Raw genomic sequence first — 12,995 nt, 5'->3', positions numbered from 1 at the left:
AGGAGCACCTGCTACACCCATACCCGACCAACACATCGATCTTGATCAGAGTGACGGCCGTTCACTCCAAAGCATGTGCGAAGTACGGGGCTAGACACGCACCTCCCGAACCATCAACCACCAGCGAGCAACCCTGGCCGACAAGATCTTCGGCACGGTCGTCACCCGCCGACTGCCCCGCTCGCGAGCCGTCCGATTACCCGGTCGGAGCCACTCGCTGGCGATGGCACCGGCTCAGACAGCCCTTTCGGCGGACGTCGAGTTCGCATGACTGCGTCGTCACCGGTGTGAACGACGCGTGTCACGCCTGGTTCGGCCAGATCGGCCCGGCTCGTCCACGGACCGTCGACCTCGGACGAACCCGGCCAGCCAACGGCGACCCACGCCGATGATGAACGCACGCGTCCATCATCGGCGGTACACGCATCGGCAGGTACAGCTACATTCAGTTGATCTTGACCTCTTGATCATCTAGCATCCCGGCGCGTGATTGCTATCCGAGTTGCCTCCGCCGTCCTGGCCGGCGTTTCCATGATGAGCCTGGCCGCATGCGGCGAGGAGACCGAGACGGCGGCAGCCACCGCCACCACCACCGCGACCGCCTCGGCCGCTGCAACCGAGGCCGCCGCTTCCGCCGCCCCTGCCAGGAACGCCGACACGGTGACCTGCGAACAGGCAGAAAGGGCGGTCAAGTCCTTCAAGAACGCGCTTCTCAGTCTGGCCCAGTCCGGTGTCACCGAAATCTCCCCCACCGATGCCAAGGCGATGCTCATCGACCTCGCGGACGACTTGACCAAGGCCTCCGAGGGTGCGAGCGACGAGGTCGCCGCGGCCCTCAAGGCGAACATCGACGCGGCCCTCAAGGCCTCCAACGACAAGGACCCGGCGACCGCCATCGACTCCCCGGAAACAGCGAAAGCCGGCAAGGACCTCAACGCCCTCTGCAAGGCAGCCGGGGTCGAGACAACCTTCTGAGGGCTTACTCCTGGTTGAGTTCGTCGCTGAGGCGTCGGGCTGCTTCGGTCTGCCCCCGTGGCGTTGTCTCGCCCTGCGTGGTTCGGTAGGGCTGAACGTGTCTATCCGCGTGTTCGAGGACCCAGCGTTCCAGCTGCTCGAGAAGGCGGTAAGCGTCCTGAGCTTCCAGATCCCCGCGGTCGACCAGTCGGCAGGGACGATGACCGAGGAGAGGCCCTCGTCTGCGCACGCGTCGCCTCCACGAACCGAGATGCTCAGCACCTTTCACGGAATGTGCGCCAGAGTCCGAGAGGCTCTGGCACAAAGTTCGTGATCATGGCCTATTCGGCGAGAATCACGCGGCGGCGCAGAAGATCGAAATTCGCCCGGCCGTACATCTGACGCTTGATCGTCTTGAGTCTGCAGACGTTGCCTTCGACCGCGCCGCTACTCCCGGGCAGAAGCTGGACCTGCTGACCCGCTACGAGCAGGCTGTGGAGGCCGGTGAGGGCGGGGCGTTCCTGCGCTGTGAGGGCTTGTACTCATCGTTGATGTCGGAGTGGCGCCGGCCCGTGATGCCGGGCTGTTGCAGGGCAAACCCGCTGGTGAGACCGTCGGGCGGCCGTCGGCGGAACAGGCCGAGATCGCCCGGTTGCGGCGTGAGCTGCAGCTGGCGCAGGCGAAGCTGGCGCGGACGGAGACGGCGTTGACGATCATGGGAAAAGCGCGAGAGCTCTTGGAGGACATCTCCAGGAGCGAGCCGGACGGTCCGGACGTGTTCGGGCTCGGCAAGCGCTGATGGACACCTACCGCCAGCTGACCAGCGTGAAGATTACGACGCGGGAGGCGAAGCGGCTGACCGGGATCGCCCGGTCCAGCGCGGATCGGGACCGGCACCGCCCGGCACCGTCACGGCCTGCCCGGCGGGCACCGGCGAACGCGCTCACCGCGGCCGAGCGTGAGCAGGTACTGAGGTTGTTGAACAGTGCGCAGTTCGTCGACGCCGCCCCGGCGCAGATCTACGCGGCGCTGCTGGACCAGGGCGTCTACGTGGGCTCGATCGCCACGATGTACCGGCTGCTGCGTGAACACGAACAGGTCCGCGAACGGCGCCGGCAGGCCCGGCATCCGGCCCGGACCCGTCCCGAGCTGGTCGCCGACGCCCCCCGGCAGGTCTACAGCTGGGACATCACGAAACTCGCCGGACCGGTCAAGGGCGTCTACTTCGACGCCTACGTGATGATTGCCCATCCCCGCTCGGCCCCAAGGGGCCTTCCGTCATCCCGTAGAATCGCCGCGTGAGTCGATCTTGGCCAACCCTGTGGACCGCCGCAACGCTGGCGGCGGTGACCGGCTGTGCTGCCGGGCACCAGGCCGGTCCGGCGCCGGTGCCGGCGTCGCCATCCGCGGCGCCCGCGTACTACACCGGCCTGAGCGGCGAGTGCCCCACGCTGACATCCCCGGAGGCCGTGAGGTTCACCAGTTCCCACAAGGCCGAGGGGATCCGTTCGCCGAAGCAGCGCGACTATGAGCGAATCGACTGCGCCTGGTCGTCCGCGGACGTCACCCCACCATGGGTCGTCGTAGCTCTGATGATCTACCACGGTCCCGACACCGCGCGACAGGCCGCCGAGCAGTATTTCAACCAGGGCCTCGAGTACGACACGAGCAGAGCGAACTTCTCCTCGGCGATCCGGGCGACCAAACGCACGACTCCGTCCGGTCCGGCTTACGTCGTCGCCAACGCGGAAAAATCCAGCACCAACAAGTCCGGCGCTGACCAAGTGTCGCAGACGACCCTTGTCGGGAACGTCATTGTCAACGTCCTCCTCTTCGAGAAACAGCACCCCGGGGTGGACAGGAGCACCCGCGCTGTCGAGTTGCTGGCGGACCTGGCCGCCACGGGCGACGCGATCACCGCCGAGATCGCCGGGCAACTGGTGAGCCAGACGTAGGAGGCCAGATGTCTTGGTCCCGGCAGGGCCGGACCTGCAGTCATCCGCGACCTACCGCTCTGCGGAACGCGACGTGACCCGCATCGACCGCGAGTTTCAACTCCGCCAAGAGAGGCCTATTCCGGCGAGCATGGCGGCGGCTGGCCGCACCAGTTCAGGCGCCGGTTGGCGTACTCATTTGGCACCAAGATCGCGTCCATGACGTCGCGGCGGTCGTCTTCGAACGGCTGGCCCATCCATTTTCCGACCCAGACGAGATTCGCGCGATCCGTTCAGCTCGTCGAATCGTATGACCACTGCATCGCGACGTCAGGCTTGAACCATGACCACAGCGTCGATGCAGGCGAGCTGTCAGGAAAGTCGGCTCGTTTGAGGCGCTCACGAGGGCAGCGGGCGGCTCAGGATGGTCCGGGCCAGGGCGTCTAGTCGGGTTTGCAGGTCGTTGTCGGCGCGTCCATCGAACTCGTCTTCCAGGCGTTCGGCCAGTGCGGCGACCGCAGGGAGCAGGTCGTGCAGCGGGCTGCCTTCATGTCCCACCACGTATAGACGGTGGGTTCCCTCTTCGGCGGGGATGCTGCGGTTGAGGATGCGCTCGCAGGTGTCGGCGGCAATCAGTTCCACCGCAGTCGCCTGGTCTGGTTCTGCGAGGCCGAGTTCGGCGGTGACCGCCGCCAGGCGCCGGTTCGCGTCTTGCGTCGGCAGCGTCCGGGCCGACTCCGCCGCGAGCGCCACCACGGCTTCCCCGTTGACGCCGGCCAGCAGGAGGTCGCAGGCCAGCATCACCGCGTGATGGGGTTCGGTGTCGTAGAGAAGTGCCCGGGCCTGTTCAACCCGGAGCCGGCGAAGGAGGCTTTCGTCCACGGGCCGAGACTAGTTCGGCGCTGATCCTCCGCCGACGAAATCGCCCTCTGGCGCGCCTCGTTCGATCGCGACGGTAGTCCGGTAAAGGACGCAGCCCTTCTGGCGGGCCCGGGCCGACAAAGAGCGGAGCACACCTTCCGCGGTGCCGGGTGGTGGCTGTACTGCAACGACGTCGATGAGGGCGATGAGGGCGGCGACGATCTGCGGCCAGTCGGAGCCAGGGTTGGGTATGTGGGCGAGACGGTCCAGTGGCACACCCATCTCTGCTGCGGCGAGTCCGCCGATCATGGGTTCACTCACCACGGCAGCCCACGCCCCTGAGTCCCTCATGGCGCCGGCAAGCAGCAGTATCAGCAGGCTGGTAGAGCCGATGGCAGACACAGTGGCGCCGCGGCGTAGCCCTCCGGGCCAGGGCAGCAGCGGCAGTAGCTGCGGGTCGGCAGGTAGAACCTTCGACAAGTCAGGGGCGGGGAGTTCGGCGTCTCCGGCGGTGCGGACCGGATCGGTGACCAGTGCCAAGTTGCCGCGCGAGGTGGCGCTCTGGTTGACGCGTTGCAGGGCAGCGAGCGCGTCTGCTTTGCCAGCGATATGCCCTTGGCTGGCCCACGTCTTGCTCATGGCTCTCCCCGCACTGTCGTTGGCTGCGGGGAAGTGCAGCGCGTTGACCAGCCGGTCCGCGGGCCGACTAGAACATATGTTCGCATGATAACGCAGGATTAGTCGGCTGTCTGCCGCGGAGGCGGTGACGCCGTCTTCGCCTAGCTCCGGCAGCATCGACGTTGCTGGCATCAGCGCGCCGCCAAGGCATTGAGCTCCGCGTATTGCACTTGCACTGATCCCAGCAAGATGCGGAGGGCCTGGAGCTTGCGCAGATCCCCGGGGCGTGGATGGGCGCGGCGAGGGCCAGGCGCTCACGTGGTGTCGGATGACGAGCGCCTTTCACACGCGAATGGCGGAAGGGGGTCCCAGGCATGCCAAGGACCACCCTTCCTTCGGGGACAAGTGGTGAAAAGCGTCTTCGACGTGGTGCGTCTGCCGTCCACGCCGTGAACGCGTCGGGCAGGCTCGTCGAAGTCCCGAGGTGAGTGTGGCATTCACGGCGGCCGGGTTAAAGAGCCCGGAATCGCTTATCTCATTGGTCACCGGAAACGTGACCAAGAATTACATCCGACAATTCTTTGCCGACAAAAGGCAGTCCTGGGGGTTGGTCACCGGGGTTCGCGGACCAATCGACCAATCCCGGGTTGGTCACCGTCGGGATGACCAACCCGAACTAGGGCCGTACACCCGTTGCCCCAGCGTGGCTTGTCGGGTTTCCTTTGGAGCAGAGCCCGCAGGGCCCGCCGGAGCTGAGCCGGCAGGCCCGGTCGGTGCGATCGGCCGCGCCGACACGCCCGACGGGACAAGTGGTTGCGTCTCTCCGTGAAGGAGACGCACGGCGTCAGGGGTCTTGCGGTTCACCCCGCGGGGCCCCTCGACTCCGGCTGCGGTGTTTGTCGGCCGCCGGTGTTTGTCGGTCACAAGAACACCGACGGCATCGTCGCGACCAGCGCGGCCAGCATCGACGCTGCGGTCAGCAGCGGCAGCTGGGCGCCGCCTCGTTCGAAGTCGGGCAGAGTGTCCACGGGCAGGTCAGCCCACTGATCCGCCCAGGCGGCCCCGAGTTCGGTGAGGATCCGCGCGGCTTCACACCGGGCCCGCTGACGTTGCTGCTCGATGACCACCGTGTCGGCGCCGGGGTCGGGGCCGGGACGGCGCAGCAGGTTGGGGCCGGTGCCCCACACCACCGCGCTGCTGCTGCGCTGCCGAGGTACCGCGACCAGGCAGTCGTCGGGCACGGCGGACCGCCCGACAAAACGTTGCCCCGGCACCACCAGCGAGGTGGGCGGGGCGAGGTCCTCCAGGTCGGGCCGGTACCGCGGCAGGGGGAGGAACTCCCGGGGCCGGTTGGCGTCGCGATACGCCCGGGTCAGTTGCGCCCCGGTGGGCGCCGTCTCGACGGTCGTCTCCGCGTCGTCGGCTGCGGCGCCCGTTCCCGGGGCGGCCGGGCCGGTGCCGCCGCGGCCGGGATCTACCGGCTCGTAGAGCGGGGTGTACGGGCGGACCAGCTCGGGGTACTCCTGGTCCCGTGGCCGGGTCCGGATCCCCACCGCCCGCGGCAGCGCTGTCGTGGGGATCCGGTCGGCTTCCAGCGCGGTCAGCCGCGCTCGGAGGCCTTTCAGCTCCTTCTCCAGCAGCGCCCGACTGGACAGGCGTCGGTCAGCTGCTCGGCCAGCGCGGCGCTCTTCTCCTGTTCCTGGCGCAGCTGCTCGCGCAGGCCGGCACCACGGGCACGGGCCACCGGCACGGGTGGCGCCGTGCCGGCCGGCACGGCGCCGTGGACGGCCTGCCAGCACCGCTCGACCTGCGCGCGCCGCGAGTCCTGCTGGTCGACCGGCATCGCCGGCAGGCAGCGGCGCAGCGCCACGTCGACCAGTGGCCGGCACGGACCCCGCTGCGAGCGGGCCCCGAACTGCGCGGAGATTCGCTGCGCCAACTGCCGGTCATCACCACCGCCGAGCGCCTTGCGTTCCTCAGCATCCAGGCAGGCCACCAGCTGCGACCACGGCCGATGCGGATACCGGGCCCTGATTAGCTCCTGCACGCTGGCCGCCAGCGCGACCACCGTGTCGCCGGCGCGCATCTTGCGGTCCACCGGCCGCGCCGGCGCTCCCCGTCCCCGCCCCGGTTCGCGGGCAGCCCTCGTCGGTGTTTCGCCGCCCATGGCCTTCGGTCGTCCTCCGGTCGCTCGGTCAAGACGCCGGAGGTGAATGTCACGCCAGGACACGGCGTCGTGTCACGGACGTAATTGTGAAACGCGACGAAAGATCAATGCACCCGACGCCACGGGGCGAGTTGATTGTTGTCGGCAGACAGTTTTCGCCGCTGACCAAACCCGTTCTTTGACAGCAGCCGCGACCCGACAATATATGCGCAGGTAGATCGCGGTTTTATTGTCGGCACATAAAGATCATAATCTCGATGCGAGAACATCATCGAGTACGCTATCTGACAGAAACGGGCGCGCACGACAATTGCAGAACGTAGCCGCCCCGCTCCGGATTCACCTCTCCGTGGGGTATCCGGTGACCAAAAGTACGGACCATCTCACCTTCCGCCAGCACCCCTGGGCGCAGTGTGGGACGCACCGGGCCCCGGGCTGATGGCTCGCGACCCCGAGCCGCCGGGCGAAGTCGTCGGCATGGCTGCGGCAGGTGGGGGCGCGTTGGCCTCGCAGGTACACACCTGCGTATCGCCAGCATGGATGTGACTCAGCTCTCATTTAACCTTGTTTACTAGTGCTCAATTGCACATAAATCGACCTAGTCCTAGGGCTGTGCAGCACGTCACATAAAGGGAGTCGGCTTGGGCTCGATCTCCGTTGCCGGAACCCCGTAGAGCAGGATTGCGGTAGCAGGACTCGACCGACATCCGGCAAGGAGATCACATGGCAAGCTGGCTGAGAGCCGACCCCGGAGCGGTCCGGTCCATGCTGGCCGGCATGAGGGACACGCAATGGTCTTGGCAGGAGACCGACATCGACGATCTGTGCCGGCAGATGGGCTGGACCTTGCTGAATGTGGTCGCAGGCACCATAGCTGTCGCGGACGCCGGCTTGGGTGTGCCCGGACGTCAGGTCCGGTTCTTGATCCGTGACGGGTACGTCGACGACATCTGTGTCCGGATCACCGAGCCCGTCCAGGAAGACGGACGCGACAGAGACCGTTTCGTCGGCGACGCCTTCGCCGATGCCGCCGCCGAAGGTGTGGCGGCATTCGGCGAACCGACTGTTCGGCAGCACACGAAGCTGCCGAAGGTACGTTGGCGACTGGACGACGCCTCCACTGTTCTGGTCGAGAACCTCGAGAGCATCGTGACGGTCACGTGGGCGAGCAACAGGTTCCAGGACCAATGGGACGAGGTCACCGAGGCACTGGCGTGAATGCATCGTCGTGGGCGGAGCTGACCGAGCAGCTCGCCGACCGCCTTCCGTGGTTGGAGCTCGGCGACGTCGTCATCCTGGAGGCGCCCGGTAACCGATACACCGAACTCTTCCAGCTGACGGACGGGCTCGCGCTGGATGCGGTCTCCAACACCTTCCTGCCGCCGGAAGGTCAGCTCGCCGCCGAGCAGGAGGCCGCGATGCGGGCGAAGGGCTGGCAGCCACCGGACGAGCCGGACCAGCCCAACTGGTGGCTGCTGTTCCGGAAGTGGCCGCTGCACAGCCGTGACGCCACGTGGATCGCGGAGTTGATGGTGTCGACGTTGCACGATGTCTACGGCGTCACCGGCCCGTCCGAGGTCGAGGTGCGCGTTTTCAAGCAGTGAGGAATCCGCCCCAGACAGGAGCCCCCGGTTGGAAACTCGACCGGGGGCTCCTGTCTGTCACGATCGCAGCAACACCTTCTATACGCTCAGGGTCTGCCCCGAGGAACATGGGACAGACCCTGAGCCGAACGTGGAGCGCTGGTGGTACTGCACGCCGCGCGGGGCTAAGCGCTTGATCTGAAGTGTTGTCCGTAACCCTCGGGGAGCCAGGGTGAGGTACAGGGTGCGGCGGTGGTGTCGGCGTCCGCTGCGGGGCCGGTCGGGTAGTCCGGCCAGGCCTTCGGCCTCGTGGCGGGTGATCCAGGCGCGGATGGTCTTGGGGTCGTGGGCCAGCACGTCGGCGATCTCGGAGGCGGACCAGCCGGCTGCGGAGAGCAGGATCATCACTATCCGGGTGGCGGTCCGCCAGGGGCCTTGCAGGGCGGTAAACAGTTCGGTGTGTTGCTGCTCGGTGAGCGTGGCATAACGGTGCGCAGGACGCATACTGGCGCAAGACCTCGTCGTGGTGTCGGTTCTTGTGTGGAAACTCGATCGGACCCCACGACGAGGTCTTTGTGTCGGTACGTCCCTCTAACCGAGCGCTTTACGGATAGAACCTCGTCGTGACGCATCCCAACCTGCAGCCCTACCACCAGTTCCGGGTCTCCGGAGTCGCTGACCTGCTGGGCGCTCAGGAGCCACCGGTCGGCCCGGGTGTCTACCACCGGGGCGACTCGCCCCATCCACGGTGACAGCGGCGTACAGGGTGGTCGTCTCGTATGGACAGGATCGGCGACTATGCGGGCATGACCGATCAGCGCATCGAGCCGCGGCGGCGGTGGCCGTGGTTGCTGTCCAACACGGGAATCATGACCGCCACCGTGGTCGTCGCCGCGATCGGAATCACCGCCCTGGTGGTGATGCTGCTGATCGCCGGGAAAGCGAGGGGAACGGAGCAGGCGAAGCTTCAGATTGACGCCTTGAAGTACGGACTGGGATTCTTTGCCGCCGCCGGTGCGGTCGCCGCGCTGCTCCTGGCGATCCGCCGTCAGTTGCTTGCGGAAACCGCTCATGAACTGGCCGAACGCAACCATCAGATCGCACTCCAGGCACAGGCCCACACCGAGATAGACGCTGCCGAACGGCGGGTCACCGACCTGTACACCAAAGCGGTCGAGCAGCTCGGCTCCGCCGACGCCGCCGTCCGCCTGGGCGGCCTCTACGCCCTGGAACGCGTCGCGCAGAACAACCCCGAGCAGCGGCAGACCATCGTCAACGTGTTGTGCGCCTACCTGCGCATGCCCTACACCCCGATCGTCGCGACATCGGTTTCATCGGAGCCTGTCGCTGGTCTGCCCCTGTCCAGGCCCGCGCCTGCGGCCGCAAGCCGAGACCCGCTGCAAGAGTTGCAAGTCCGGCTCACCTCCCAGCGCATCTTGACCGCCCACCTGACCCTGCCTGAAGAACTTCCTGTTGAGCGGGCCCGCACTCTCACGCCTATCGCCGATCAGACGTTCTGGCCCGGCATCGACATCGATCTCACCGGCGCCTTCCTCCTTGACTGGGCAATGAGGCGCAGTTACGTCCGCCAGGCCGACTTCACCCGGGCGACCTTCGTCGGCGGGGCGTGGTTCGGCGGGGCGACCTTCACCAGCTCTGCGTTGTTCGGCGAGGCGACCTTCGCCGGCGAGGCGTTGTTCGGCGGGGCGACCTTCGTCGGCGAGGCGTTGTTCGGCGAGGCGACCTTCGCCAGCGACGCGAGGTTCGGCGAGGCCACTTTCACCAGCTCTGCGTGGTTCGACAAGGCGACCTTCACCAGCTCTGCGTGGTTCGACAAGGCGACCTTCACCAGCTCTGCGGTGTTCCGTGAGGCGACCTTCACCGGCGAGGCGTGGTTCGGCCGGGCGACCTTCGCCGGCGAGGCGGTGTTCCGTGAGGCGACCTTCACCAGCTCTGCGAGGTTCGACGGGGCGACCTTCGCCGACTCTGCGGTGTTCCCTGAGGCGACCTTCGCCGGCGGGGCGGGGTTCGGCGGGGCGACCTTCGCCGGCGAGGCGTGGTTCGGCCGGGCGACCTTCGCCGGCGAGGCGGTGTTCCGTGAGGCGACCTTCACCGGCGAGGCGTGGTTCGGCCGGGCGACCTTCGCCGGCGAGGCGGTGTTCCGTGAGGCGACCTTCACCAGCTCTGCGAGGTTCGACGGGGCGACCTTCGCCGACTCTGCGGTGTTCCCTGAGGCGACCTTCGCCGGCGGGGCGGGGTTCGGCAGGGTGACCTTCACCGGCGAGGCGGGGTTCGACGGGGCGACCTTCACCGGCACTGCGGTGTTCCGTGAGACGACCTTCACCGGCGAGGCGGGGTTCGACGGGGTGACCTTCACCGGCTCTGCGAGGTTCGACAAAGCAACCTTCACCAGCTCTGCGAGGAAGCTGAGTATGGCCAAGGCTCGGATTTTTTTCGCTGCGGGCCGGCAGGACGTATGGCCGCGTGGGTGGCAGATCGATCCGGATTACCTAAGTGGTCTTTGGGGTCGGCTGGTGCCAGAGAAGCCGCGCACGTCTGGCTGAGTTCACTCTGCCTGCTGTCCTGTTCCACTTCCATGGTTGTGGAACGGCCCCACGGCTCGGACGGCGCTTTGCCGTCTTCCCAGGTCGGCCGTGCGCGTCAGGATCGTCTTTCGTTCCGGAATTCGTTCCACAAAAGGTGTTCCGAAATTCTAGTACGGACCCGATTTTCGGTACGATTGTCGGGTGACCACGCCTGAGCACCCTTCCCGCGGCCTGGAACTCGCCTACGCCCGGGTGTCGACGACCAAGCAGAGCCTCGAACGGCAACTCGACGCCCTGGCCGCCGCCGGCATCCCGGCCGAGCGGACCTGGACCGACAAGAAGACCGGCGCGACCGTCGAGCGCGAGGGCCTGGCCGCGCTGCGCGCCTACGCCCGGCCCGGCGACACGATCGTGGTCTACACCCTGGACCGGCTCGGCCGGAACCTGCGCGAGGTGCTCAACCTCGTGCACGAGCTGCGCGAGCAGCAGATCGGGGTGCGGTCGCTGGCCGACCCGATCCGGATCGACACCACCGACGCCGGCGGCATGGGCCAGATCGCGTTCCTGCTGCTGGCGCTCTTCGCCGAGATGGAACGCACCTTCACCGCCGAGCGGGCCGCGCACGCCCGGAACGTGGCCGAGAAGGGCGGCCGTCACGTCGGGCGGCCGGCCGCGCACTCGCCGGAGAAGATCGAGCACGCCCGGCTGCTCAAGGCCCAGGGCGACAGCCTCGCGGAGATCGCCCGCAAGACCGGCATTCCGAAGACGTCGCTGCACCGCTACCTCGCCGACCCGGTGGTCGCGACGGACAGCTGATGTGTCGCGCTAGCGAGGGAGCGGTTTTGTCGGACGCGCCGCGGCGGTGGCGTCGTGATACGTCTACGGCTGGTCGGGTCGCTACTGGCCAAGTTCACGCTGACGCCGTTCGCGTTCCCGCTGGGCCCGCTTGCGGCAGGTGGCACTGCAGTACTGCCGCGGCCGCCCCGTCTCCGCGACAGTCATGAGACACGAGCACTGACTACACGTCTTGGTCGGAAGGAGGTTGCTGGGCTGGGTGTAGCCGTGCTCTTCACACCAGACCGGTGCGCTCTGCTGGCCGACAGCCTGAAGGATTCGGTTGCGCAAGATCTGAGGCAACCGCGCCAAGTCATCCGTGTCGATGCCATACATGTAGGCGGCCCGAGAGGGGTGGCGCAGCGCAGAGAGCGCTGCGATCTCGATGTCACGGATTCTGCTGGTAGTGGTGTTGTAGAACGCGGCGATCTCGGCATGTGACTTCACCGGTCCATTGAGTCCGAACCGCATCCGCAGGACTGCCGCCGGCCTCTCGGACAGCGTCTCGATAGCCGTGACGATCGCCTCCAAGGCCTCAGGGGCGATTGCCGCCGCCTCGGTGGGGCTGTAAGACGTGACCGGATTTCGGCGACTCATGCGAGTTCCCGAGGGGTTTCAGTGCCGACATTGGGCTCGCCGGCTGGCTGAGCGGCCAACGCTCCGGGATCGGGCGCCAACGGTTCAGATCCCGTCCGCAGCTGCTGGTCGGGCCGGATTCGGCCTATAACCCTGGTGGAGGCGACCGCGGCTTCCGCCAACTTACCGAAGGCCGTCACGAAGGCCGTGATCACCTTCGGGACATCCTCCGGCCGGGCCCGGATCAAAGCAGTGATGATGACGGCGGCCAGAACGGCGGCGACGGCGAACACCGGTGAGATGAACGCGAGGATCCAGGTGGCGGTCAACGGGGGGAGGTCCCTTCTCCGAGGTGTAGATACAGAAAAACCCCCGACCGCCAGGTGGCGATCGGGGGTTCCAAGACACAAAAAAGCCTTCAGCGAGGTGGCCGCTGAAGGCGATGTGGGCACATGCATGCCCTGACAGGTGAATATTAACTTTGAAAACAGTATCGAAGCAACCCTATCTTTAGTTATAAATGGTACATCAAGGTTATTGGGGCTTGAAAATTTCTGAGCCGACTCGTGCGCTGTTTTAGCAGGTCACCGTAGATGTGCGGGCTCTGCTGGCATGAGGTACCCGCGCAACCAGCCCTAACTTCGGAGTTTCGTGACACCACCGCGGCGGTGGCGTCGTGATCCGGGTGCGGCCGGTCGCCGGCGACGCCGACGAAGCTGCACGCCGAGGTGGCCCGCCCTCATCGAGGCGGCGCTGACCGTTACCCGGACCAGTCGGCCGGTGCCGCGCCGGTCCGGCGACGGAGTCTCGCTGTACCTCAATGCCCAACTGCCCGGCGTTATGGTGCCTGATAGGTCCGCGCACACACGTCGATGATCGACAGAACCGGTCCTTGACCTGCACTGTCAGAAAACCGTGAGAT

At 66.7% G+C, this 12,995-nt stretch carries 14 protein-coding genes and 2 pseudogenes; 9 read left to right on the top strand and 7 right to left on the bottom strand.

Annotated elements, in window-relative coordinates:
• The first annotated feature begins 486 nt into the window (after positions 1–486).
• From AB0F72_RS17700 to AB0F72_RS17685, 4 genes and pseudogenes are all read left to right on the top strand, one after another.
• The gene (locus tag AB0F72_RS17700) at positions 487–975 is read left to right on the top strand and encodes a hypothetical protein (protein WP_360431820.1); all 489 of its coding nucleotides are present in this window, start codon (positions 487–489) and stop codon (positions 973–975) included.
• Between the two features lie 538 nt (positions 976–1,513).
• The gene (locus AB0F72_RS17695) at positions 1,514–1,753 is read left to right on the top strand and encodes a hypothetical protein (protein WP_360431817.1); all 240 of its coding nucleotides are present in this window, start codon (positions 1,514–1,516) and stop codon (positions 1,751–1,753) included.
• Positions 1,754–1,908: 155 nt separating this feature from the next.
• Positions 1,909–2,199: pseudogene (locus AB0F72_RS17690) on the top strand (IS3 family transposase); the annotation flags it as partial.
• A gap of 53 nt (positions 2,200–2,252) precedes the next feature.
• Entirely contained in the window at positions 2,253–2,909 is a 657-nt protein-coding gene (locus tag AB0F72_RS17685) for a hypothetical protein (protein ID WP_360431814.1), read from the top strand.
• A gap of 378 nt (positions 2,910–3,287) precedes the next feature.
• Here AB0F72_RS17685 and AB0F72_RS17680 read toward each other — a convergent pair whose 3' ends face one another.
• The 4 genes from AB0F72_RS17680 to AB0F72_RS17665 all read right to left on the bottom strand — a co-directional run bounded on the left by AB0F72_RS17680 (position 3,288) and on the right by AB0F72_RS17665 (position 6,465).
• Positions 3,288–3,770 (bottom strand): hypothetical protein, encoded by a 483-nt coding sequence (locus AB0F72_RS17680; RefSeq protein ID WP_360431812.1) that lies wholly within the window; start codon positions 3,768–3,770, stop codon positions 3,288–3,290.
• 9 nt (positions 3,771–3,779) lie between these two features.
• Positions 3,780–4,388 carry a hypothetical protein gene (locus tag AB0F72_RS17675; RefSeq protein WP_360431809.1) on the bottom strand — a complete coding sequence of 203 codons (609 nt, stop codon included), beginning with the start codon at positions 4,386–4,388 and terminating at the stop codon, positions 3,780–3,782.
• Positions 4,389–5,287: 899 nt separating this feature from the next.
• Positions 5,288–5,920, bottom strand: a complete 633-nt coding sequence (locus AB0F72_RS17670) for a hypothetical protein (protein WP_360431806.1) — start codon at positions 5,918–5,920, stop codon at positions 5,288–5,290.
• Between the two features lie 68 nt (positions 5,921–5,988).
• On the bottom strand, positions 5,989–6,465 hold the full coding sequence (locus tag AB0F72_RS17665; RefSeq protein ID WP_360431803.1) for a hypothetical protein: 477 nt from the start codon (positions 6,463–6,465) through the stop codon (positions 5,989–5,991).
• 792 nt (positions 6,466–7,257) lie between these two features.
• On the opposite strand from AB0F72_RS17665, the gene AB0F72_RS17660 reads away from it, so the two are divergent.
• Positions 7,258–7,752 (top strand): DUF6301 family protein, encoded by a 495-nt coding sequence (locus AB0F72_RS17660; RefSeq protein WP_360431800.1) that lies wholly within the window; start codon positions 7,258–7,260, stop codon positions 7,750–7,752.
• The gene (locus AB0F72_RS17655) at positions 7,749–8,138 is read left to right on the top strand and encodes a hypothetical protein (RefSeq protein ID WP_360431798.1); all 390 of its coding nucleotides are present in this window, start codon (positions 7,749–7,751) and stop codon (positions 8,136–8,138) included. The genes AB0F72_RS17660 and AB0F72_RS17655 overlap by 4 nt, the downstream gene beginning before the upstream one ends.
• Positions 8,139–8,378: 240 nt before the next feature.
• Here the strand turns inward: AB0F72_RS17655 and AB0F72_RS17650 are convergent.
• Positions 8,379–8,621, bottom strand: a pseudogene (locus AB0F72_RS17650) (helix-turn-helix domain-containing protein); the annotation flags it as partial.
• A gap of 119 nt (positions 8,622–8,740) precedes the next feature.
• On the opposite strand from AB0F72_RS17650, the gene AB0F72_RS17645 reads away from it, so the two are divergent.
• From AB0F72_RS17645 to AB0F72_RS17635, 3 genes are all read left to right on the top strand, one after another.
• Complete coding sequence (locus AB0F72_RS17645) at positions 8,741–8,869, top strand: hypothetical protein (protein WP_360431795.1); 129 nt, start codon at positions 8,741–8,743, stop codon at positions 8,867–8,869.
• A gap of 27 nt (positions 8,870–8,896) precedes the next feature.
• Positions 8,897–10,681 (top strand): pentapeptide repeat-containing protein, encoded by a 1,785-nt coding sequence (locus AB0F72_RS17640; RefSeq protein ID WP_360431792.1) that lies wholly within the window; start codon positions 8,897–8,899, stop codon positions 10,679–10,681.
• A 183-nt stretch (positions 10,682–10,864) separates the two neighbouring features.
• The gene (locus tag AB0F72_RS17635; RefSeq protein WP_360431789.1) at positions 10,865–11,479 is read left to right on the top strand and encodes a recombinase family protein; all 615 of its coding nucleotides are present in this window, start codon (positions 10,865–10,867) and stop codon (positions 11,477–11,479) included.
• 81 nt (positions 11,480–11,560) lie between these two features.
• Here AB0F72_RS17635 and AB0F72_RS17630 read toward each other — a convergent pair whose 3' ends face one another.
• Together AB0F72_RS17630 and AB0F72_RS17625 are read right to left on the bottom strand one after the other, a co-directional pair.
• Entirely contained in the window at positions 11,561–12,094 is a 534-nt protein-coding gene (locus tag AB0F72_RS17630) for a sigma factor-like helix-turn-helix DNA-binding protein (protein ID WP_360431786.1), read from the bottom strand.
• Positions 12,091–12,402: a hypothetical protein gene (locus tag AB0F72_RS17625; RefSeq protein WP_360431783.1), complete on the bottom strand. Its 312-nt coding sequence runs from the start codon at positions 12,400–12,402 to the stop codon at positions 12,091–12,093. Before AB0F72_RS17625 ends, AB0F72_RS17630 begins: the two co-directional genes overlap by 4 nt.
• Positions 12,403–12,995 lie beyond the last annotated feature (593 nt).

It is taken from the genome of Actinoplanes sp. NPDC023936 (assembly GCF_040639325.1).
GTDB lineage: Bacteria > Actinomycetota > Actinomycetes > Mycobacteriales > Micromonosporaceae > Actinoplanes.
Note: the sequence above shows the minus strand (reverse complement) of the source record. Positions and strands in the feature narration are given on the sequence as shown.